Source organism: Staphylococcus sp. LKG3-1, assembly GCF_048568385.1.
In the GTDB taxonomy this organism is placed as follows: domain Bacteria; phylum Bacillota; class Bacilli; order Staphylococcales; family Staphylococcaceae; genus Staphylococcus; species Staphylococcus saprophyticus.
In genome coordinates this window covers 1,698,380-1,719,427 of the sequence record NZ_CP183796.1, presented here as the reverse complement: position 1 = coordinate 1,719,427, position 21,048 = coordinate 1,698,380, and the positions used below count along the sequence as shown (strand labels likewise).

Sequence of the window (21,048 nt, the reverse complement as noted above, 5' to 3'; positions counted from 1 at the left end):
CACACGGACGCTTTTTGAAATTCTGTTGATTTTGGGCTAACTATCTTACACATATTTAATCTTCTTTGTAATTATTTTCAGGTATTGGGAAGTATTTAAATATTTCTCCGCTTTCCAATGCATCACTTAAATGATCTAACCATTCGTAATAAGGTAACGTGTCGATGAGTTGCTGTTTCGTTTCGTTTGCCTCAGTTTTAATAGCGGCATCTGTACTTTCGTCATTAATAATTTTGTTTAGTATCGCAACGGCATCATGGACAGCTTCGGCATTAATTACGATTTCCCGACTCCATTTGCGTGTAAAGAAATTGCTAAAGAAGTTAAAGAAATCTTTTTCTGCAATAAAATGTTGTTTTCTACTACCGCGTGTAAATTGTTGCTTAACGATATCAAATTCTTGGAGTCTTTTGACCCCAGCACTCATGCTTGGTTTACTCATTTGTAATTGTTCACGCATCTCATCGAGTGTCATGCTATCTTCGAAGAGCATAGTACCAAATAAATTACCAACACTTCTGTTGATACCATATAAATCCATTGTTTCACCAATCGCATTGATAACAATATCTTTTGCTTCGTCTAATTGATGTTCAGGGTTGTTTGAATGTGCCATGTAGTACACCTCCGACCAAATATTTTATTGTGAATTCAAATTATAGCAGGTTAACGAACAGAATTTAAGTAGCGCTTTGTTTCTGAAGTTATGAGCCAATTGAAATTTGAACTGGTTTGACACGCTTTCGTTTACTATGCTAACATAAACTCTATAAAATTCGTTAAATAAAAATTTAACAAACTTAACGGAGGTAATTTTAATGGAACTTGTAAATCAATTGTCTCGTCGTCAATACATTGATGGTGAGTGGGTAGATAGCTCGAATCAAGCAACAAGAAAAATTATTAATCCATTTAACCAAGAAGTCATATTTGAAGTAGCAGAAGGTACTGATGAGGATAGTGAACGTGCGATATTAGCTGCACGTCGTGCTTTTGAAAAAGGTGAATGGTCATTAGAAACAAGTGAAAATAGAGGCAAAAAAGTACGTGCTATTGCCGATTTAATTGTGACACATCGTGAAGAATTAGCGAGACTTGAAACATTAGATACAGGTAAAACATTAGAAGAATCTTACGCAGATATGGATGATATTGCGAACGTATTTAACTATTTTGCAGGTTTGGCAGATAAAGATGGTGGAGAATTGATAGATTCTCCAATCCCAAATACAGAAAGCAAAGTAATAAAAGAACCGATTGGAGTTGTAACTCAAATTACGCCATGGAATTATCCTTTACTGCAAGCTTCATGGAAACTTGCACCTGCATTGGCAACAGGTTGTTCGCTTGTTATGAAACCAAGTGAAATCACGCCGTTAACAACAATTCGTGTATTTGAATTAATGGAAGAAGTTGGCTTCCCTAAAGGTGTGATTAATTTAGTATTAGGAAAAGGATCTGAAGTTGGTGAACCGTTATCTGCACATAAAGAAGTGGATTTAGTGTCATTTACTGGTGGCATAAAAACTGGTAAACACATTATGAAACAAGCAGCAGATCATGTTACAGATGTAGCGTTAGAACTTGGCGGTAAAAACCCAAATGTCATTTTTGACGATGCCGATTTTGACTTAGCAGTAGATCAAGCATTAAATGGCGGATTCTTCCATGCAGGTCAAGTATGCTCTGCTGGCGCAAGAATTATCGTGCATAACGATATTAAAGAAAAATTCGAAGCAGCCCTTATTGAAAGAGTTAAAAATATTAAATTAGGTAATGGTTTTGACTCAGAAACGGAAATGGGACCTGTGATTTCAGCTGAACATAGAGAAAAAATTGAAAATTATATGGAAATTGCAAAAGCTGAAAATGCAACGATTGCTATTGGTGGTAAACGTCCTGAACGTGAAGACCTACAAGATGGGTTCTTCTTTGAACCAACTGTAATTACAAACTGTGATACTTCTATGAGAATTGTTCAAGAGGAAGTATTTGGACCAGTTGTAACAATTGAAGGTTTTTCAACTGAAGCAGAAGCCATAGAACTTGCGAACGATTCCATTTACGGTCTGGCTGGCGGTGTCTTTACACAAGATATAGGCAAAGCTGAACGCGTCGTTAATAAATTGAAGATGGGAACAGTTTGGATTAATGATTTCCATCCATACTTTGCTCAAGCACCTTGGGGCGGCTATAAACAATCCGGTATTGGTAGAGAGCTTGGTAAAGAAGGTCTAGCTGAATATCAAGTAGAGAAACATATATTACGTAATACAAACCCAGAACCAGTTAATTGGTTTGGTAAAGCATAATATAGATTTTTAAATAAGAGAATGAACGTATATAAATTAGAGGAGGCAGTATCACAATGAAGCAATCATACGATTATATCATTATAGGTGGTGGAAGTGCTGGGTCAGTACTTGGTAGCCGTATAAGTGAAGATGTATCGAATAACGTACTTGTATTGGAAGCTGGACGTAGTGATTATCCATGGGACTTATTAATACAGATGCCTGCAGCATTAATGTATCCAGCTGGAAATAAATTATACGATTGGATTTATGAAACGACACCTGAGCCACATATGGATGGACGTAAAGTCGGTCATGCACGTGGTAAAGTTCTAGGTGGTTCAAGTTCGATTAACGGTATGATTTATCAAAGAGGTAACCCAATGGACTATGAAAAATGGGCGAAGCCTGAAGGCATGGATTCATGGGATTACGCACATTGTTTACCGTATTTTAAACGCTTAGAAAAAACATTCGGTGCAACAAAAGATGATCAATTCCGTGGACATCACGGACCAATTAAACTAAGAAGAGGTCCAGCTGATAATCCGTTATTTCAGGCTTTCTTCGATGCAGGTGTTGAAGCAGGTTATAATAAAACACCAGATGTAAATGGATTCCGTCAAGAAGGATTTGGACCATTTGATAGTCAAGTACATAATGGTCGTCGTGTTTCTGCATCTAGAGCATATTTACATCCAGCGATGAAACGTAAGAATTTAGAAGTGCAAACACGTGCATTTGTGACGAAATTAAATTTTGAAGGTAACAAAGTAACGGGTGTTACATTTAAGAAAAATGGTAGAGAACATACAGTAAATGCGAAAGAGGTTATCCTATCAGGTGGTGCAATTAACTCCCCGCAATTACTACAATTATCAGGTATCGGTGATTCAGAACATTTACGTTCATTAGGTATTGAACCACGTATTCACTTACCAGGTGTTGGTGAAAATTTTGAAGACCATTTAGAAGTTTATGTGCAACATGCATGTAAAGAACCTGTTTCAATGCAACCAAGTTTAAATAAATTAAAAATGCCATTTATAGGATTACAATGGATTTTCGGACGTAAAGGTGCTGCAGCATCAAACCATTTCGAAGGTGGTGGCTTTGTACGTTCAAATGAAGATGTAGATTATCCAAACTTAATGTTCCACTTCTTACCAATTGCGGTAAGATACGATGGTACGAAAGCGCCAGCTGCACATGGTTATCAAGTGCATGTAGGACCAATGTACTCAAATTCTCGTGGACATTTAAAAATCAAATCAAAAGATCCATTTGTTAAGCCAGATTTTGTGTTTAACTACTTATCTACAGAAGAAGATAAACGTGAATGGGTGGAAGCAATTAAAGTAGCTAGAAATATCTTAGGCCAAAAAGCATTAGACCCTTATAATGGAGGAGAAATCTCTCCTGGACCTGAAGTGCAAACAGATGAAGAAATTATTGAATGGGTAAAACGCGATGGTGAAACAGCATTGCATCCATCTTGTAGCTGTAGAATGGGACCAGCTTCAGATGAAATGTCAGTCGTAGATCCAGAAACGTTCAAAGTACATGGCATGGAAAATCTACGTGTTGTAGACGCATCTGTTATGCCACGTACAACAAATGGTAACATTCATTCACCTGTATTAATGATGGCTGAGAAAGCATCAGACATCATTCGTGGTAAAAAACCATTAGATCCAGAATATATTGATTTCTATCGTCATGGTGTACATGATAAAGATGCGGGTACTATAAAGTAATGTTTGATTATGATATTTTAAAATAAATGAAATAGATATAGAGGTAAGGCATGTATTTGTTATTATCTCTGACTGCCGACAAAGGCTTAGACTTTGTTGGCAGTTTTTTTGTGCACGTCCGACTAACATTGCCTTTTTTGATACTTAAAGCTTTTACGAGTTCATTTTCGACAGACGCACGCATAACGCGCTGTTACGTAATATGAGAGATATTATTTATCGGGGAGACTTGGTTAAATCTATGGTGGTTGAATGAATGACTTTTATACACCACAAATATTACAAGGAAGTATCATTTAATTTTGTTATAACGAGTAAAATAAACCATAAACAAAGTAGGGATACCCAATGGAATTGAGAACACTTAGATATTTTTGTACAGTTGCTGAAGAACATGCGATTTCAAAAGCGGCAACGGTACTAAACATTACGCAACCTACATTAAGTAGACAAATGCATGACTTAGAATTAGAACTAGGGGTAGAGCTCTTTTTATCGAGAAAATAAAGGTATTATGCTTACAGAAGAAGGCATATTTTTAAAAAATAGAGCAGAAGAGATATTGTCATTAACGAATCAGACGCAACAAGAATTTGAAAATAAAAAACAACAAGCGTTGAGTGGACATATTACGATAGGATGTGTAGAAGCGGATAATTCTGACACGCTTGCCATGATATTAGAAGAGATGGTGAGAGAACATCCTTTAATCACTTTTCATATCGTAAGTGGTATAGGCAGTGAAATCAGTGAGCGTCTTGATAATGGATTATTGGATATTGCGATTTTAATAGAACCCATTGCAATGGAAAAATATGAGCAAGTACCTTTACCGAGACCAGAGCGTTGGGGTTTGCTTGTTTCTGAAGATTCTCCATTTAGAGGGCAATCCTCAATGCATCCTGGAGATTTGAAAAAACAAAATTATTAATGTCTAGAAGACCAGAAAATCAAAAAATGATTTCAGAATGGAGTCAAATAGCAGTCAATGACTTGCAAGTGATTGGAACGTATAACTTAATATTTAATATTTTTTCATTGGTAAGAAATAATGTCGGTTCAGCTGTTGTGATTGAAGGTGTAACATCGAATAGAAATTTAGATAATTTAGCTTTTATTCCATTTAAACCAGAACTTTACACACATTGTGTTTTAGTATGGAAGAAAAGTAGAATACAAACACCCGAAAGTGTTAGAATTTAAATATAAAGAGGACCAATCCATACTAAGGATTAGTCCTCTTTTTTGAGATTGGGGATTTATGACCCAGACGCTTTATTTTCAGAATGAGTATTTTTGTTACTAATTATTTCTAATTTAATAGGCTAGTTGTTATTTTTAGTAATTAAATCGGAAATTGCTTTAGACGCTTGTCCATTTTCTAATGAACAAAAGTCATCATAAAACTGATTGATTTTGTCCTTGTAATCTATTGAAACTTGATCTAGATTTTTTAGATCTTCTGTTAATTGGTATGGATCTTGGTGAATAGGTCCAGGTAAATCATTGTGATAGTCTAAATAGAATCCGCGTAAATCTTGACCGTATTTATCTAAATCATAAGCAAAGAAGAATTGAGGACGTTTCAATACACCGTAATCAAACATGACGGATGAATAGTCTGTGATAAGGCAATCTGAAATTAAATATAATTCAGAGATATCACTGTAGTTTGAAACATCAATGGCAAAATCTTCATAACCACGTAAATCTAAGGCATTAGAAATGAGATAATGCATTCTCAATAGTACAACATAGTCATCGCCAAGTTGTGCTTGTAAATTATCTAAATCAATTTGTAGATTAAATAAATATTTACCTTTTTTCACAAATTCATCATCTCTCCAAGTTGGCGCATACATGATGACTTTTTTATCTGCAGGTAAGTTTAAATTTTCTTTAATTTCTTGGATATATGATTTGTCATTTGCATGGTTAACTAATACATCATTTCTAGGATAACCAATTTCAAGTAGTTGTTCAGGTTTCATCCAAAATGCAGTCTCGAAAATTTTAGAAGAATATCTATTTGGTGACACTAAATAATCCCAACGGCTTGTTTCTTCTCTGAAATTACGTTTATAGTTATCCGTTGTAGTTCCTGGCATACGAATGACTTTCATATCATTTGCTAATCGTTTTAATGGTGTGCCGTGCCAATTTTGTATATAAACTTGGTTTGGTTTTTTATTCAGATAAAGCGGTAATCTCGCGTTAGACACCCAGTATTTAGCTTTTGAATATGCTTCATAGTAAGCTTTAGAGCCTTTTTTAACTTTTTTAGCTGAGCCAGGAATTTGTACTTTAGAAGGGTTTTTAAAGACCCATATAAATTCATAATTCGGATGGCGTTTCATCATATATTCGTAAATATATTTCGGGCTATCACTGTAATTTTTACCAGCAAATGCTTCAAATACAATCGTATTTGGACTCACTTTATCTTCACTATCTGTTAATTGGTATAATGCACGATTTTTATTTTTTCTACGTAACAAGATACTTTTTACTAAACGTGCTTTTTTTCTAAGTTTATTTATTTTAAAAGCGGATTTACGTTTATTCACCATGAGCATCAATGACTCTAATATAAAGAGTGGTTTCTCATTTTTGAAAAGCGTCGGAATTAATTCTCTTGTCACTTTTGGAAGCAATTCACTGTTATGTTTATAACGCTCAGGGGTTTTTCTTGATGATGGTTCGAATGAATGTTTGTAAATATTTTTCATTTTATTTTTTATGAAAACTTTATTTTCTTTTAAAGGCGCACGTTGAACAGAATCAGAGAAACTATATACATAATCGTTGAACGTAATGCCAAAATCTTGTTTAGACAGTGCTGGTTTCACAAACGGGTCATAGATTTCCCCTTTAATATAGAAAGGAAAGCGACTGACACGCACGAATCCATTGGCATATTTAATAAATTCTAAAATAAAGGACCAATCTACAAAGACGTTCAAGTCTTCATTAAATTGTAAGTTATGGCCACGTGCAATTGCAGTTTTGAAAACAATATTACATGCAGTTTGCTTTCTTAAAAATTGATTAGAATGTGTTTTAGTATTTAAATATTGAGTACGCACTAAATTTTGGTCAACGTATTGAGGTATATCCAACGTGAACCCATGGATAGGCGCAATTAACGCATCGAATTGATTTAGTTTCTTCATATAAAATGATAATGCATAGGATGCCAAATAATCATCAGAATCAATAAAGATAAAGTAAGGAGATTCAACTTCTTTCAAGCCCATGTTTCTAGCATGCGCATGTCCTGTATTTTCTGGTAAATCAATTGCTTTAATTGGAATATCCCAATCTTTAAGTATTTGTGTTGCAAGTGGTTTCGATTGATCTGTTGAACCGTCATTTACTAAGATGAGTTCAAAATCTTGGAATCTTTGTTTTTTAAGGCTTATTAAACATCTTTCGATATAATCTTCTGAATTGTAATAAGTCACTATGACTGATATAGACTTCATTGTGTTCCCTCTTTTTACTTAAATTTTCTCACTATCTTCTATATAAGGTAAAATATTAACAAACTTTGTTTTATCTTTTCAACTTTGAAATCAAATTTTTTTGATTATTATGTGCATAAAACGTACGAATAATAATATATTATTATTTATAAGCATATATTATTTCTAAAGCATATATTGTAGCATGGTTATGTAGTATAAAGAAAAGCAAAAGACTTCAACTTATAGGTAAAATACATTATTTACTTTTATTATATTAAAGCATAGTTAGTAGTTTTGGAAATGTATATAAAAATATTAAAGACAGGGGATGATTATCATGACAATAAGATGTGCTAAAGATAATGAATTGAAACTCATTAACAAAGTTATACCAAAGTTATTCAAAGAAGCGATGATGGTGAATTTTGATTTATCAGATGCGTCATTGCGGGATATGTCAAATCAATTGCTATTGCAAGGTGCAAAATATTATGTGTTGATTGAAGAAAACATATGCAAAGGGTTTGTGCTTATTGATAAAAAAACAGATTACCTTGAACAACAAGATTATGGTTTTATCTATGAGTTATATGTCTTTGAAGGTTATAGAAGACAGGGTGTTGCTAAAAAGTTAATATATTTTGTTAATGACTTTTTTAAAAGCCAGCATATTGGTGAAGTTAGGTTAAATGTAAATGTACAGAATAAAGCTAGATTATTATATGAAAAAGTTGGTTTTCAAGAGAGAAATATTACAATGTCTATGAAAGTAGTAGAATAATTTTTTTGAATATTTGCTATTTTTAAAAACTTTATTTTTCTTTTAATAGCAAGGGTTTTAGACATTATTAGTAATAAAGGTAAATTTAATAATCAAAAATATTTTTGACAGCGTTTTCATTTAGCGTTAAGTTTTTCTATATTTACCAATGTTGTAAACAAGTGGGGGAAATTAAAAAATGAAAAACTATCGTTATTTTATCATTACGATGATTATTATTATGACAATGATCAACTATGTCGATCGTGGCGCTATTTCCTATGCTCAAGAAGATATTATTAACGAATTTGGTTTCGATAATATCGCTTGGGGATCAATATTAGGTTATTTTGGATATGGTTATATGCTTGGTTCATTGTTTGGAGGGGTTACAGCAGATAAAAAGGGGCCAAAATTTGTTTGGTTAATTGCTGGTACACTTTGGTCATTATTTGAAATAGGTATGGCATTTGCTGGTGAGATAGGCATGGCTTTATTTGGCGGTTCTGCATTAGCTGGGTTTGGCTTATTAAGAGTACTATTTGGTGTATCTGAAGGTCCAATATTTTCGACAATCAGTAAGACCAATGCAAACTGGGCAGCACCGAGAGAACGCGGTTTATTATCAGCTTTAGGTTTAATTGGTGTACCACTGGGTGCGATAATCACAGCACCGATTGTTTCTGGTTTCTTAGTTATTTCAACTTGGCGCGTGCTTTTTGTAATTTTAGGTTTATTAGGTCTCGTATGGATTATTATTTGGTATAAAGTATTTACCGATTATCCTGAAGATAATAAACATGTTTCTCAGGAAGAAATTGAAAGTATTCGATCCACAGAAGAAACGGTTCATGGTGAAAAAACAGTTGAAACTGAGCACAATGCACATGAAAAATGGTATCACTTTTTCAAAAGTCCGACACTTATCTTTAATATGGTTGGTTATTTTGGTTTTCAATACATAAACTTTTTGATTTTAACTTGGACACCAAAGTATTTACAAGACGAGTATCATTTTGAGATTCACTCATTGTGGTATCTTGGTATGATTCCCTGGATAGGTGCTTGTTTTACAGCATATTTCGGTGGAAGATTATCAGATTGGTTACGTGTGAAAACAGGCAGTCTAAGAATTGCACGATCAGGTTTAGCGATATTTGGAATGACTTTGGCAGCGATTTGTTTTTTAATTATCCCAACAACCAATCAAATTGGCTGGATAATGTTCCTAATGATGCTAGGTAATGCCTGTATATTCTTGCCAAATGCTGTTTATTGGTCTGTCATTATTGATACAGCACCGAAGAAAACTGGGACGTATGGCGGTATTACACATTTCTTTGTTAACTCTGCAACGATTATAGCGCCAACGTTAACAGGTATACTTGTAACATCATATGGATATTCATCAATGTTTATATCTGCAGTAGTAGCGGCAGTCATCGGTATTATTGCGATGTGCTTTGTTAAACCAGGTATTAAAAAAATGAAACCAACTTCATAAATCAAATTTATGTAAGTTACATGGATATATTCCGAATGCTTTAAAGAAGTATTACTTATAAAATAAAGCTACGAGTATAAATGACCATCATTTTAATATGAGGTTCATTTATACTCGCTTTTTTTTGTTTTTACTCAAAGTAAATAGTGTGGGGCGTTTGAGGTAAAATATTTTTTGTTCCTAATTATAAACAAATGATTTGTAATTATAGTTAAATTGAGTATAATTTGATTTTGTAAAAAATGATTAAGGAGAAATAACAAATGATAAATAATAATTTTGAAGAAATTTTAATGAATAGAAAGTCTGTAAAAGTATTTGATGAACAAGTGAAAATACCGAAAGCAGAAATGGACGAAATGATTAAAAAAGCAACGACAGCACCATCATCAGTTAATATGCAACCGTGGAGATTCTTAGTAGTCGAAAGTGATGAAGGTAAAGACACATTACGTCCGCTCATTCGTTTTAACACACGTCAAAATGATTCATCAGCGGCTATGGTCGTTATTTTTGGTGATATGAAGAGTCAAACAAATGCCGAAGAAATTTATGGTAATGCAGTTAAACATGATTTAATGCCGGAAGAAGTAAAACAAGAAATGTTAGAAAAAGTCATACCATTATATGATAATGCAACAAAAGAACAAATGAATGACATTGTGAAGATTGATAGTAGTTTAGCCGCAATGCAATTTATGCTTGTTGCGAAAGCCCATGGATATGATACAAATCCAATTGGCGGATTTGAAAGTGATCAAATCGCAGATGCATTTGGTATAGATTCAGAACGCTATGTACCCGTAGTAATTGTTGCGATTGGTAAAGCTAAAAATCCAGCCCATGGTTCTTATAGATTACCAACAGAAACAGTGACTAAATACGTTTAATATATAGTGAAAGACATTTTTTAATATTGAAAAATGTCTTTTTTATTTCTTTATAAAAATAGTATTCGATTTTACAACTCTATTGATATATTGACTTATCAAATTTAAAATAAAATTTAATGAGTATTGATAGGGGTTATGAAATATGTGGAAATATGGGATTATTTTGTGTTTTTTGTTTTCGTGTTTTTTAATTTTATGTGTAGGTTGTTTAAATGAAAAAGATAAATTAACGCAAACGTTATCTTTTTATGCAGTAGGCGATAATTTAATCCATCCAGTCGTTTATCAGGATGCTTTGCAAGATAATGGACAATTCAATTTTGAGTCAATGTATGACAATTTAAAAGATGAAGTTCAATCAACAGATGTATCATACATCAATCAAGAGTCGCCACTTGGTGGTGATGAACGCGGTTTGTCAGGATTTAAACAATTTAATACGCCAGAGGCAATCGCACAAAACATAGTACATACTGGATTTAATGTGGTTAATGGAGCTAATAATCATGCTTTAGATCAAGGAACTGCTGGTTTAGAAAATGAAATCCGCGTTTGGAAGCAATTTAAGTCCGTGTTTTATTTCGGAACGTTTGATTCGCCAAAGCAACATGATACGATTCCTGTAATTGAGAAAAATGGAATTAAAATGGCAATGCTGAGTTATACATATGGAACAAATGATATTCCTAGAGAAAAACCATATCAAATCAATTATTTTGATAAGGCACAAATCAAAAAAGATATCGCAAGCGCAAAAGAAAAAAGTGATGCAGTTATCGTCTCCGCACATTGGGGTAATGAAGGTAAGACTAAACCCAATGAGACGCAACAACAGTATGCCAAAGTGTTTGCTGATGCGGGTGCAGATGTCGTATTAGGCACACATCCACATGTGATACAGCCAGTTAAATGGGTGAAAGGGAAAGATAATCATAAAACACTCGTTGCTTATTCCCTGGGAAATTTTCTAAATGGACAAGCTACAGGAACTGAAAAGAATATATTAGGTGGTAACATACGTTTTAATTTAGAAAAAAATCCTAAAGGCGTACAAATCAAAAATATTAAATGGAAATCATTGGTGACACATTATGAAAATGGGGAACCTTATTTAAAGGCAACTCCTCAAAATTTTAAAATGTATAAATTAGATCATTATAAAGATGAGCAGGCACAATATCATGCTTTAAATGATAAAAAAGGCATGCAAGTATCACGTCAGAGACTTGTAGATATTACGAAAGATGTAATTGATAAACAATATCTGGATGAAAAGAGTTACTAGTATGTTGCGTAAATAAATATATAAAAGTGCAAAAGCGCCCTCTCGTTACTACACAGTATTGAAGTGTAACAACGAAAGGGCGATTTTTAACACGTTATTGTTCAACTTTTTTTGCTAAATCTGTAATGTATTTAAAGAAGGCATCGTGTTCGACATCATCGACGACTGAAATTGTTCTGCCACGTACATCATCTATATACGTTTGCCCCTGACTAGGCCCTTCTGTATAAACACTAGCATTGACCGAATGTTGCTGTACCAATTCAGGTTTACCTACATATGCAGTTGTTAGTACATCCCATAAGAAATAAGTAGAATTCGTTTGGAAATGTGTTAATGGAGGTACAGCAGCATAACTGACTCCTAAGAAATCAACACCTGGATAATGTCGTTCGTTTGCCCAAGTTTGTCTAATATCCCATGTCAGTGGTACACGATTTGTACTTTCTAATGCGACTATGTCTATTTTTATATTTGTATCAAAGACGGTTTTAACAGATTCTGGATCCCAAAAAGCATTCCATTCTGCAGTACCATCGTGTTCAGGTTCTTCGACATTTCCTTTTTCTAAAAATGTACCACCCATCCATACTAAACGTTCAATTTTATTAATAATTGTAGGCTCAACTGTTACGGCTTTAGCTAAATCCGTTAATGGGCCAGTAAATAATAAAGTCACTGGAGCATGACTCTTTTGTAATTTTTCAATAATATCTTCATAAGCATCGTGTTCAAGTAAATTTGAATGGCTTTGATTAGCTTCGTTTAAAATAGGTAAAGCGTCCATAAAAAATGCATGCATACGCCAATCTTTAGGGAATGGATTTTTTCCGCGTTGTTTCGAAGCGGCGACATGAATCGGTTGCTTGCTAAAGCGATTAATGATTTTTTGAGATGCACTTGCTGCAGGTTCAACATAGCTATCAGCACCAATTGCACTCACACCAATGAGTGATACATCCTCCATTTGTAGTAACAGAAATAGAGAAATTAAATCATCGACGCCACCGTCATGGTTAAAATATATTTGTTTCATAAAATATCCTCCGTTTCATTTTGTAAATCTATTATATCAAAAGTGAATCAGAGTCATATCGTGTTGAGAAAGAAGCGGCGTCTTTGAGATATCATGTTGGAACTTATTGCCTTAAATACTTATATAAATACTAAAAGATTGAAGTGTGTGTTTACGATACGGCATTAGATGAATGTCTATAATTAAAATGGCATTTAATAAATTCGCGAAATCATTTTAAAATTTATTGATTTTGAAAATTAAAAAATAATAAATTATAACTTATAAGTGTTTATAAGTTAATACATAGGTTATGTTATATAAATAGAAACAATTTAAGGGGTGTTTTTATTTGTGAAATTTAAAAAAGAGAAAGTTAACAGAGTAGATTCTGATCAAGCCAAAAAAGGTGTTGTAGCCACAGGGATTGGTAATGCAATAGAATGGTTTGATTTTGGTTTATATGCACAATTAGCTGTGATATTAAGTGCAAATTTCTTTGGGAATTTACCTCAAGAGATGCAAATTGTTTCAACATTTGCAGTATTTGCCTTTGCTTTTATAGTGAGACCAATCGGTGGTATATTTTTCAGTCACTTAGGGGACAAATATGGACGGAAAATTGTATTATCGACAACGATATTACTTATGGCAGCATCGACATTGATGCTCGGGCTGTTACCTACACAAGATCAAATTGGTATTTGGGCACCTATATTATTACTTGTTGTTCGTATGATTCAGTCATTTTCAACAGGTGGGGAATACGCAGGTGCAATGACTTATATTGCAGAAACAGCTCCTGATAAGACACGCGGTAAATTAGGCAGTGGATTAGAAATTGGTACACTTGCTGGAAATATTATGGCTGCTATTTTAGCGGGGCTGATGTATTCATTATTAAGTGATCAACAAATGGCTGATTGGGGCTGGAGAATTCCATTCATCCTTGCTGCACCATTAGGTATTATTGGTATTATCTTACGTTCAAGTTTAGATGAAAGCCCAGCTTATGAATCTACATTAGCAGAACAAGAAGAATTAGAATATTCATATTTAGATATTTTCAAATATTATTGGAAAGACGTCGTCGTTTGTTTTACAGGCGTAGCTTTCTTAAATGTTGCCAACTATATGGTACTTTCCTATATGCCATCATTCTTGAATTCAACAATCAACTTAGGTGGAACTATGGGATCCATATTGAGCACCATAACCATGTTAGTTATGATACCAGCAGTATTTTTCTTTGGTTGGTATAGTGATAAAGTTGGTAACAAACGTACCATTATATTTGGTTTAGCAGGATTTAGTTTATTCTCGGTGCTTGCATTTTGGTTAATGAGTATTCCAATGATTCCATTTGTAATACTTGGATTGTTTATCATTGCATTATTTATGTCAACATTTGAAGGTGTTATGCCATCCTTATTACCAAGTATGTTCCATACAAAGGTTAGGTTACGTACATTATCACTTGTTTATAATATTGGTGCTGCGGTATTTGGTGGTTTAACGCCATTTATACTTTCAACTTTAGTAGAAACGACAGGACAACAAATTGCACCATCTTATTACTTGATGTTTATTAATGTCGTTGGACTCATTATCTTCATAACAATGTTTAAATCTACCTCTAACAAATCACTCAGAGGTTCTTATCCAAATGTCGAAACGCAAGAGGATTATGATCATGTAGTGAAAAATCCTAAAGATGCTTTATGGTGGGAAGATGAAGTTAGAAAAGATTAAATATATTTAAGTAGTTGTCATTATCAAAAATGGCAACTACTTTTTATTTTTGAAAAATTTAAGCTCAACCTACTGTGAAGGACTACATTGAGTATAATTATATTTTTATACAAATAATAAATATAATATTTATTATTAAAAAAGATGTATAAATTGTTAGAATTTTAGAATTAGTTAATTAATTATATATATATATTGTGCTATTATAAAAGAAATTAAAACTTAAGGGGAGGTAGAACGATATGTCTAAGACAGTGAAGATTGTTATAGCAGTCGTTATTGGGGTACTACTGATTTGTGGCATTGGGGGAGCAGCAGCGTATTATTTCACAAAGAACACACCTAAAAATACGTATTTACTAAGTGAACAGGAAACAGCAAAGCAAATGAAAGCGTATGGTGAAGACAGGTTTGAAAATGAATTTGAATTTCAAGATAAGATGAAAGATGAGTCGTATTTAATTAATTTAAATGCAAGTGCAGATGTACCAGAAGCACTACTCAAATCATCGGATATACCAAAATCTGTTGCAGATGCTTCGAAGTTAGGATTTAAATTGGGACATGATCCGGATAAAGAGCATTCAGTTATAGCTTTAACACCTACAGTTGCAGATAATGAAATTGGGGAATTTCAATGGGCTGCCGATAAGCAAAATCAATATTATGCAGCTCCAATTTTAGATGATGTTTACAAAGCGAAGAATAATGAACTTGTCGATGTGTATAAAAAAATCACTGGGGAAACATCGAGTGTTGAAGGGACAAATAATGGCATTACAAATGACTCATTAAATTTAAATTCGTTGTTATCTGGTACACAAATATCTCAAGATAAAATTGATGAAATTAGCAAGAAATATAGTGAAGTGATTACAGATAAATTAGACGATGATAATTTTGAAAAAGACGATGTAACAATTAAGGTCAATGGTGAGGATAAAGATGTTAAAAAAGTAACAATGAATGTAAGTAAAGGTGAAACAAAAGCCATTTTAACAGACATTTTAGAAAAAGCTAAAAAAGACAAAGATATTAAAGCGATTGCAGAAGATCAATTTAATGCGAAAGACTATAAAAAACAATTAGATGATATATTAAAAGAAGTAAAAGATACAGATAAAGCAGAATTTCCAAGTGTGAAATCAGTTATATGGGAAGACGATAATCAGATTCTTAAACGTAATTTAACGATGAAAGATGAAGACGGTTCAACAGTGAAATTAAATGGGACAAGTCAAGTTGATGATGATAACTTAATGATTGATTATAAATTAACAACAGATGATGACCAAGAAGTAGCACTGAAAGGTAAGTCGACTAAAAAAGACGATCAGTATAAAGATAACTACAAAGTAACTTTTGATAATGGTTACCGTAAGTCTGATGCAACTTTAACAAATACAGAATCACAAGATGGGGATAAACGTAACGACAAAGGTCAGATTGAAATCAATGCTAACTACGATAAAACAACGATTGATTTCAATAATAAATTAGACACAGACACTAAAAATAATACACAAAAACAAGAACTTTCATTATCAACAGATATCGATAATGAGACGGTCGTGATTAATATTAAAGGTGACACAAAACTTAAAGAAGACATTAAATTTAAAAAAGCAAATGCACAAGATTTAAATACAATGTCTGATAGTGACTTTAGAAAACTACAACGAGAAATATCTAACAACACTGAAGATATTGTAAAAGATATCGCAAAAGATATTAAAGATAAAAAATAAAGATAACTCATTTAAAAAGGTAATATATTAATGGAGAGAGGAGTGGTTAAATGAAAACAATTCAATTGTTTCGCATTTACCACTCTTTTCTATTAAAAAAATGGCATCTTTTTTTCTATTTGATTTTGATGATGTGTGCTTTTTTAACTGCCTTACTAGTCGTTCAGTACGTTAATCAAGATGATGCAAAGTTTAGAATAGGTATTGTTGATCACGATAATTCCGCGGAGACACAGCTCATACTCAATTCAATGGGAAATGGAACACATCTAGGTAAAGATATTCGTATTCAGCGTTACAATCAAAATCAAGCGCAAAAATTATTGAAAGCACAAAAATTAGAGGGATATTATGTTTTTGAAAAAGGTATGACAAAAACATTTTATAAACATGGTAATTTACCTATAGCTGTTAATACATATGATCAAACGTCAACTAAAAGTTTAGTTATTAATCAGTTAACTGATTCAGTTTATAGTCGCCTCATGTTATCGATGGGTGGAGGGTTAACCTACACGACATTATCACCAGAGGCCAATAAGGACGATAAATTACAATTATTGACGGATTTATTATTTACCGGTTTAAATCGGACAGGCGGATTTGATTATCAATCGATACAAATATTTGATACATCGAGCTATTATGTAGTGACAGGTTATTTAGCCTCCATATTTATTTTTGCACTATCACTATTTTCAATTTTAAAAATGAACCAAGCTAAGGCATTAAAATCCAGATTACATATGTACCATTTTTCATTTGAAAAGCTAACATTAATTAGAAGTTTATTTACGCTATTTTATACTGGCGTGTGGACCTTGTTAGGATGCTTATGCATGATACAGATATTGCCCAATACTTTTGAGCCTTATAATTGGCCAACTGTAGTTATTCAATTAGTTTATTATATTCTAATGATTATAGGTTGGTTAACCATTATTGATTTGATCAATTTCCGTTGGTTCAATATCGTACTGAAAATCATGCTTGCACTTATGGTTATTCTATTTTCTGGTCAAATTATACCAACGATATATTTCAAACATTTATTGAATGGCATGTTTAATGTGCAGCCATTTAGTTTTGTCACTAATCAAATGTTAGAGATTATATTAAATAATTATATCTTAGATACACCCATTACTTTCTATATGAGCTTTGTGATAACAGCTATTATATTATTGGTAATCATTGTTTGGAGGTATCGCCGATGATACAGTCCTTTATATTTATCATTATATTAAAACAGTGGAAGCAATTAGTGATTTTTTTTACTATTTTAACGTGTACGTTGTTATTGATATGGGCAGCTTATTCATCGCTGAATCAATCTTTTAAAATTCCAGTCGCAGTTCAAGATCAGGATCAATCCCAAGCTTCACATACATTAATTCAAAGTATTGAGAAGAACGACTTTGTTAAAGTTGAAAAGTTGGACCAAGAAGCAATATATCTGGATGAAAGTGTTAGCAAGAAAGAAGCGGTTGCAGCGATGCATATCCCTAAAGATTACAGTGATAAATTGAAAAATAATCAATTAAAATTGGCACTTACACTTTATGCAAGAGATGATTTTATTGGTGATATTACATTTGAAATGATTAGTCGTTCATTATATGAACAACAAATTCCGTATATTGTAAAAAAACATTTAGATGATGACGGTCAAGAGACGTCCTTAGAAAAGGTGTCCGATACATTAAATCAACACACGCCCAAATCAGCCATTGTTCACCATGTCGTAAATACCAATTCTGAGACGTCTATATCAATCAGCCTAGTGTTTGGCATTATCTTATTCGTTAGTAGTGTTCAAATCGTGTTGCATCAAAGGCTGAAACAAAATGGTCCGTTAACAAGACTTTTTATATTTCAATACAGTAAGTTGATACTTTTCACAACTTATATTTTGATTCATACACTCATTTTAATGCTTGTACTTGGCATAACAACATTCATATTTCAACAACAACTTTCATTTACGTTCTTTGCGAAATCATTAGTGATTATTATTGTTTATGAACTAGGAGTTTCATGGTTACTTTTCAAAATAAATACACTCAGTCATAGGCTCTTTATGGCAGTCATATTTGCCTTATTGATGGCAGTGTTATATATCTTTATACAATTATAGGAGTGATAAGATGATAGAATTAAAAAATTTAAGCAAGCACTATCGTAAAAAATGCATCTTTGAGTCCCTAGATATGACATTTGAAAATTTGCAATTAACCGTTTTATTAGGTGAAAACGGCGCTGGTAAATCCACATTATTAAGAATGATTGCCGGTTTAGAACAATTGACTAAAGGTGAAATACGTTATTTTGGAGAACAACTGTCAAAAAAGCAAAGACAAGATAAAATCGGTTATGTACCACAGGATATTGCACTATTTGAACATATGACAGTTAATGAAAATATTCGATGTTTTAAGGCGCTATGCAAAGCACCGTTATCCAATGTATTGATAGACGAGTATGCACGTCAACTCAATTTAAATGAGAGAACCATGACAATTTCTAATTTGTCTGGTGGTACGAAACGAAAGGTAAATGTTCTAATCGGTTTATTAAGTAATCCGCAAATATTAATTTTAGATGAACCTACAGTAGGTATAGATTTAAAATCCAGATTTGATATTCATAACCTTTTGAATACAATGAAGAGGGAACGACTCATTATATTAACGACACACCACTTAGATGAAGTTGAAGCATTAGCGGATCAAATTAAAGTAATTGGTAATGATCCATTCTATAGGGAACTTCTTGAAGATAAGCATTGGCCATTCGAAGTATATAATAATAAATAGAGACGATGAACCACATCCATTCATGGAGAACTCCGTGATGATGGATGTGGTTTTAATTATTTTGTATATAATGAGGTGAAAAAGAAGAAACATAAATTAATACAATAATAACAACGTTGTTATTTTGTGATAAATAATTTATAATGAGTAATTGTGAATTAGCTTTCATTATTTTTAAGGGATTGGGGGAACACGAATTTGTCATTTTTAGGGGAACATTTGCCGCTCATATCGTTTGTTATTGGTGTAGGAGTATTACTATTTTTAAACATTAAATTGAAGATTAATAGTATCCTATCGCTCATATTCGCAGCGGTGCTTGTAGTATTTATGAATGGCATGAAGCCGTTAGCAATTTTAGATACAATTAAGGAAGGATTAGGATCTACATTAGGGAGTCTCGCATTAATTATTGGGTTTGGTGCAGTGCTTGGTAAATTAATGGTAGATTCTGGCGCAGCACAACGTATCGCTTCAACACTTATAGAAAGATTTGGTGCTAAATATGTTCAATGGGCTTTAATCATCATCGGTGCTGTATTTGGTATTTCTGTATTTTATGAAGTAGCATTTATGATTTTAGCACCGTTAGTCATCAGTATTGCTGTTGAAGCTAAGACACCATTTATGAAATTGGCGATTACAATGGTTGCAGCGACAACTTTATCACACAGTATTTTCCCGCCACAAGCAGGGCCCACAGCACTCGTAGATGCTTACAATGCGGATATGGGAATGGTTTATATTTTGGGGATGATCGTCTTTATTCCTAGTGTGATTATTGCGGGTATTATATTGCCGAGATTCATGAAGCGCATAGATTATCCTATACCACCATTATTACAAAAAAGAAAAAATTTTGCAGACAGTGAAATGCCTAGTTTTGGTTTGAGTTTATTTGTACCATTAATACCAGCTATTCTAATTTCAATATCAACCATACTCAGTTTATTTATTACCGAAGACACGATATTACATGAAATCGTATCATTTATTGGAAGTGTGGAAATCAGTCTTATCATTGCTATTATTACTGCGATTGTTATGTTTGGACTTAGAAAAGGTAAAGATATGGATACAATGATGAAATCATTTGAAACAGGTCTAAAAGGTGTTGCAACTATTATATTCATTGTCGGAGCGGGTGGCGCTTTTAAGGAAATCATTTTAGAAGCACATGTTGGAGATTATATTGCAGATATCATGAAAGGTAACAATATCTCTCCACTTATTATGGATTGGTTAATTACAGCGCTGATCCGTATTGCGACGGGTCAAGGTGTTGTTTCAGCAATTACTGCTGCAGGTATCGTTGGTCCGTTGATACCCACTTTTGATGTCAGCCCTGTGCTTATGGTATTAGCTACAGCTGTAGGTAGTAATATCATTACTCATGTTAATGATGCATCATTTTGGTTATTCAAAGAATATTTTAATATTTCTATTAAGGATACATTTAAGACATGGGGTGCGTTGTTATTAACGACATCTGTAACAGGATTAATGGTTGTCTTAATTCTGGATCTATTTATTTAAAATAATAAAGTAAAATAACAATGATTCATATTTGTGTAACATCATAAAAAGCATTATTTGCAAAGTATTTAAAGATATTTTTGTGAATAATGCTTTATTTTAGTATAAATACACAAAACCGTTACAAAAGTTACAAATATTTTTAAATGCATCGATTCAAAGTCTTGTGATTACTGATGTAAAGGTATTTGTAGCATATGTATTATAAATTAGAAGGTTTT

The 21,048-nt window shown here is 32.9% G+C and carries 18 protein-coding genes; 15 read left to right on the top strand and 3 right to left on the bottom strand.

Features of this window, described 5'->3' with window-relative positions; translation table 11 throughout:
* Window positions 1-55 precede the first annotated feature (55 nt).
* On the bottom strand, window positions 56-616 hold the full coding sequence (gene cudC / locus ACM595_RS08580) for a choline uptake/conversion transcriptional regulator CudC (RefSeq protein ID WP_206236987.1): 561 nt from the start codon (window positions 614-616) through the stop codon (window positions 56-58).
* 202 nt (window positions 617-818) lie between these two features.
* Between cudC and betB the strand changes: the two genes are divergently transcribed.
* The 5 genes from betB (at window position 819) to ACM595_RS08555 (ending at window position 5,254) form a co-directional block, all read left to right on the top strand.
* Window positions 819-2,312, top strand: coding sequence for a betaine-aldehyde dehydrogenase (gene betB / locus ACM595_RS08575; RefSeq protein WP_069822090.1), 1,494 nt, complete (start codon window positions 819-821; stop codon window positions 2,310-2,312).
* A gap of 56 nt (window positions 2,313-2,368) precedes the next feature.
* Window positions 2,369-4,051: a choline dehydrogenase gene (gene betA, locus ACM595_RS08570; RefSeq protein ID WP_041079912.1), complete on the top strand. Its 1,683-nt coding sequence runs from the start codon at window positions 2,369-2,371 to the stop codon at window positions 4,049-4,051.
* Window positions 4,052-4,399: 348 nt separating this feature from the next.
* Complete coding sequence (locus ACM595_RS08565) at window positions 4,400-4,558, top strand: LysR family transcriptional regulator (RefSeq protein ID WP_277419688.1); 159 nt, start codon at window positions 4,400-4,402, stop codon at window positions 4,556-4,558.
* A gap of 7 nt (window positions 4,559-4,565) precedes the next feature.
* Window positions 4,566-4,982: a LysR family transcriptional regulator gene (locus ACM595_RS08560; protein ID WP_277419689.1), complete on the top strand. Its 417-nt coding sequence runs from the start codon at window positions 4,566-4,568 to the stop codon at window positions 4,980-4,982.
* On the top strand, window positions 4,982-5,254 hold the full coding sequence (locus ACM595_RS08555; RefSeq protein ID WP_002482151.1) for a hypothetical protein: 273 nt from the start codon (window positions 4,982-4,984) through the stop codon (window positions 5,252-5,254). Before ACM595_RS08560 ends, ACM595_RS08555 begins: the two co-directional genes overlap by 1 nt.
* 122 nt (window positions 5,255-5,376) lie before the next feature.
* Here the strand turns inward: ACM595_RS08555 and ACM595_RS08550 are convergent, their stop codons facing one another.
* Window positions 5,377-7,536: a bifunctional glycosyltransferase/CDP-glycerol:glycerophosphate glycerophosphotransferase gene (locus ACM595_RS08550; RefSeq protein ID WP_069838072.1), complete on the bottom strand. Its 2,160-nt coding sequence runs from the start codon at window positions 7,534-7,536 to the stop codon at window positions 5,377-5,379.
* Between the two features lie 319 nt (window positions 7,537-7,855).
* On the opposite strand from ACM595_RS08550, the gene ACM595_RS08545 reads away from it, so the two are divergent.
* The 4 genes from ACM595_RS08545 (at window position 7,856) to ACM595_RS08530 (ending at window position 11,960) form a co-directional block, all read left to right on the top strand.
* On the top strand, window positions 7,856-8,299 hold the full coding sequence (locus ACM595_RS08545; RefSeq protein ID WP_129531099.1) for a GNAT family N-acetyltransferase: 444 nt from the start codon (window positions 7,856-7,858) through the stop codon (window positions 8,297-8,299).
* 178 nt (window positions 8,300-8,477) lie between these two features.
* Window positions 8,478-9,782 carry an MFS transporter gene (locus ACM595_RS08540; protein ID WP_002482154.1) on the top strand — a complete coding sequence of 435 codons (1,305 nt, stop codon included), beginning with the start codon at window positions 8,478-8,480 and terminating at the stop codon, window positions 9,780-9,782.
* Between the two features lie 263 nt (window positions 9,783-10,045).
* Window positions 10,046-10,672 carry a nitroreductase family protein gene (locus ACM595_RS08535; protein ID WP_002482155.1) on the top strand — a complete coding sequence of 209 codons (627 nt, stop codon included), beginning with the start codon at window positions 10,046-10,048 and terminating at the stop codon, window positions 10,670-10,672.
* Between the two features lie 145 nt (window positions 10,673-10,817).
* The gene (locus tag ACM595_RS08530) at window positions 10,818-11,960 is read left to right on the top strand and encodes a CapA family protein (RefSeq protein ID WP_129531100.1); all 1,143 of its coding nucleotides are present in this window, start codon (window positions 10,818-10,820) and stop codon (window positions 11,958-11,960) included.
* A 94-nt stretch (window positions 11,961-12,054) separates the two neighbouring features.
* On the opposite strand, the gene ACM595_RS08525 is transcribed toward ACM595_RS08530, so the two are convergent.
* A complete protein-coding gene (locus tag ACM595_RS08525; protein ID WP_069822094.1) occupies window positions 12,055-12,996 on the bottom strand; it encodes a nucleoside hydrolase in 942 nt (313 codons plus the stop codon).
* A gap of 333 nt (window positions 12,997-13,329) precedes the next feature.
* Between ACM595_RS08525 and ACM595_RS08520 the strand changes: the two genes are divergently transcribed.
* From ACM595_RS08520 to ACM595_RS08495, 6 genes are all read left to right on the top strand, one after another.
* Entirely contained in the window at window positions 13,330-14,727 is a 1,398-nt protein-coding gene (locus ACM595_RS08520; RefSeq protein ID WP_002482159.1) for an MFS transporter, read from the top strand.
* Between the two features lie 242 nt (window positions 14,728-14,969).
* Complete coding sequence (locus ACM595_RS08515; protein WP_011302204.1) at window positions 14,970-16,475, top strand: DUF6583 family protein; 1,506 nt, start codon at window positions 14,970-14,972, stop codon at window positions 16,473-16,475.
* Window positions 16,476-16,525: 50 nt separating this feature from the next.
* Entirely contained in the window at window positions 16,526-17,692 is a 1,167-nt protein-coding gene (locus ACM595_RS08510) for an ABC transporter permease (RefSeq protein WP_041079491.1), read from the top strand.
* Entirely contained in the window at window positions 17,689-18,612 is a 924-nt protein-coding gene (locus ACM595_RS08505) for an ABC transporter permease (protein ID WP_011302206.1), read from the top strand. Before ACM595_RS08510 ends, ACM595_RS08505 begins: the two co-directional genes overlap by 4 nt.
* A gap of 10 nt (window positions 18,613-18,622) precedes the next feature.
* A complete protein-coding gene (locus ACM595_RS08500) occupies window positions 18,623-19,291 on the top strand; it encodes an ABC transporter ATP-binding protein (RefSeq protein ID WP_037537536.1) in 669 nt (222 codons plus the stop codon).
* A 198-nt stretch (window positions 19,292-19,489) separates the two neighbouring features.
* Window positions 19,490-20,827 carry a gluconate:H+ symporter gene (locus ACM595_RS08495; RefSeq protein ID WP_075340006.1) on the top strand — a complete coding sequence of 446 codons (1,338 nt, stop codon included), beginning with the start codon at window positions 19,490-19,492 and terminating at the stop codon, window positions 20,825-20,827.
* The last annotated feature ends 221 nt before the right edge of the window (window positions 20,828-21,048 follow it).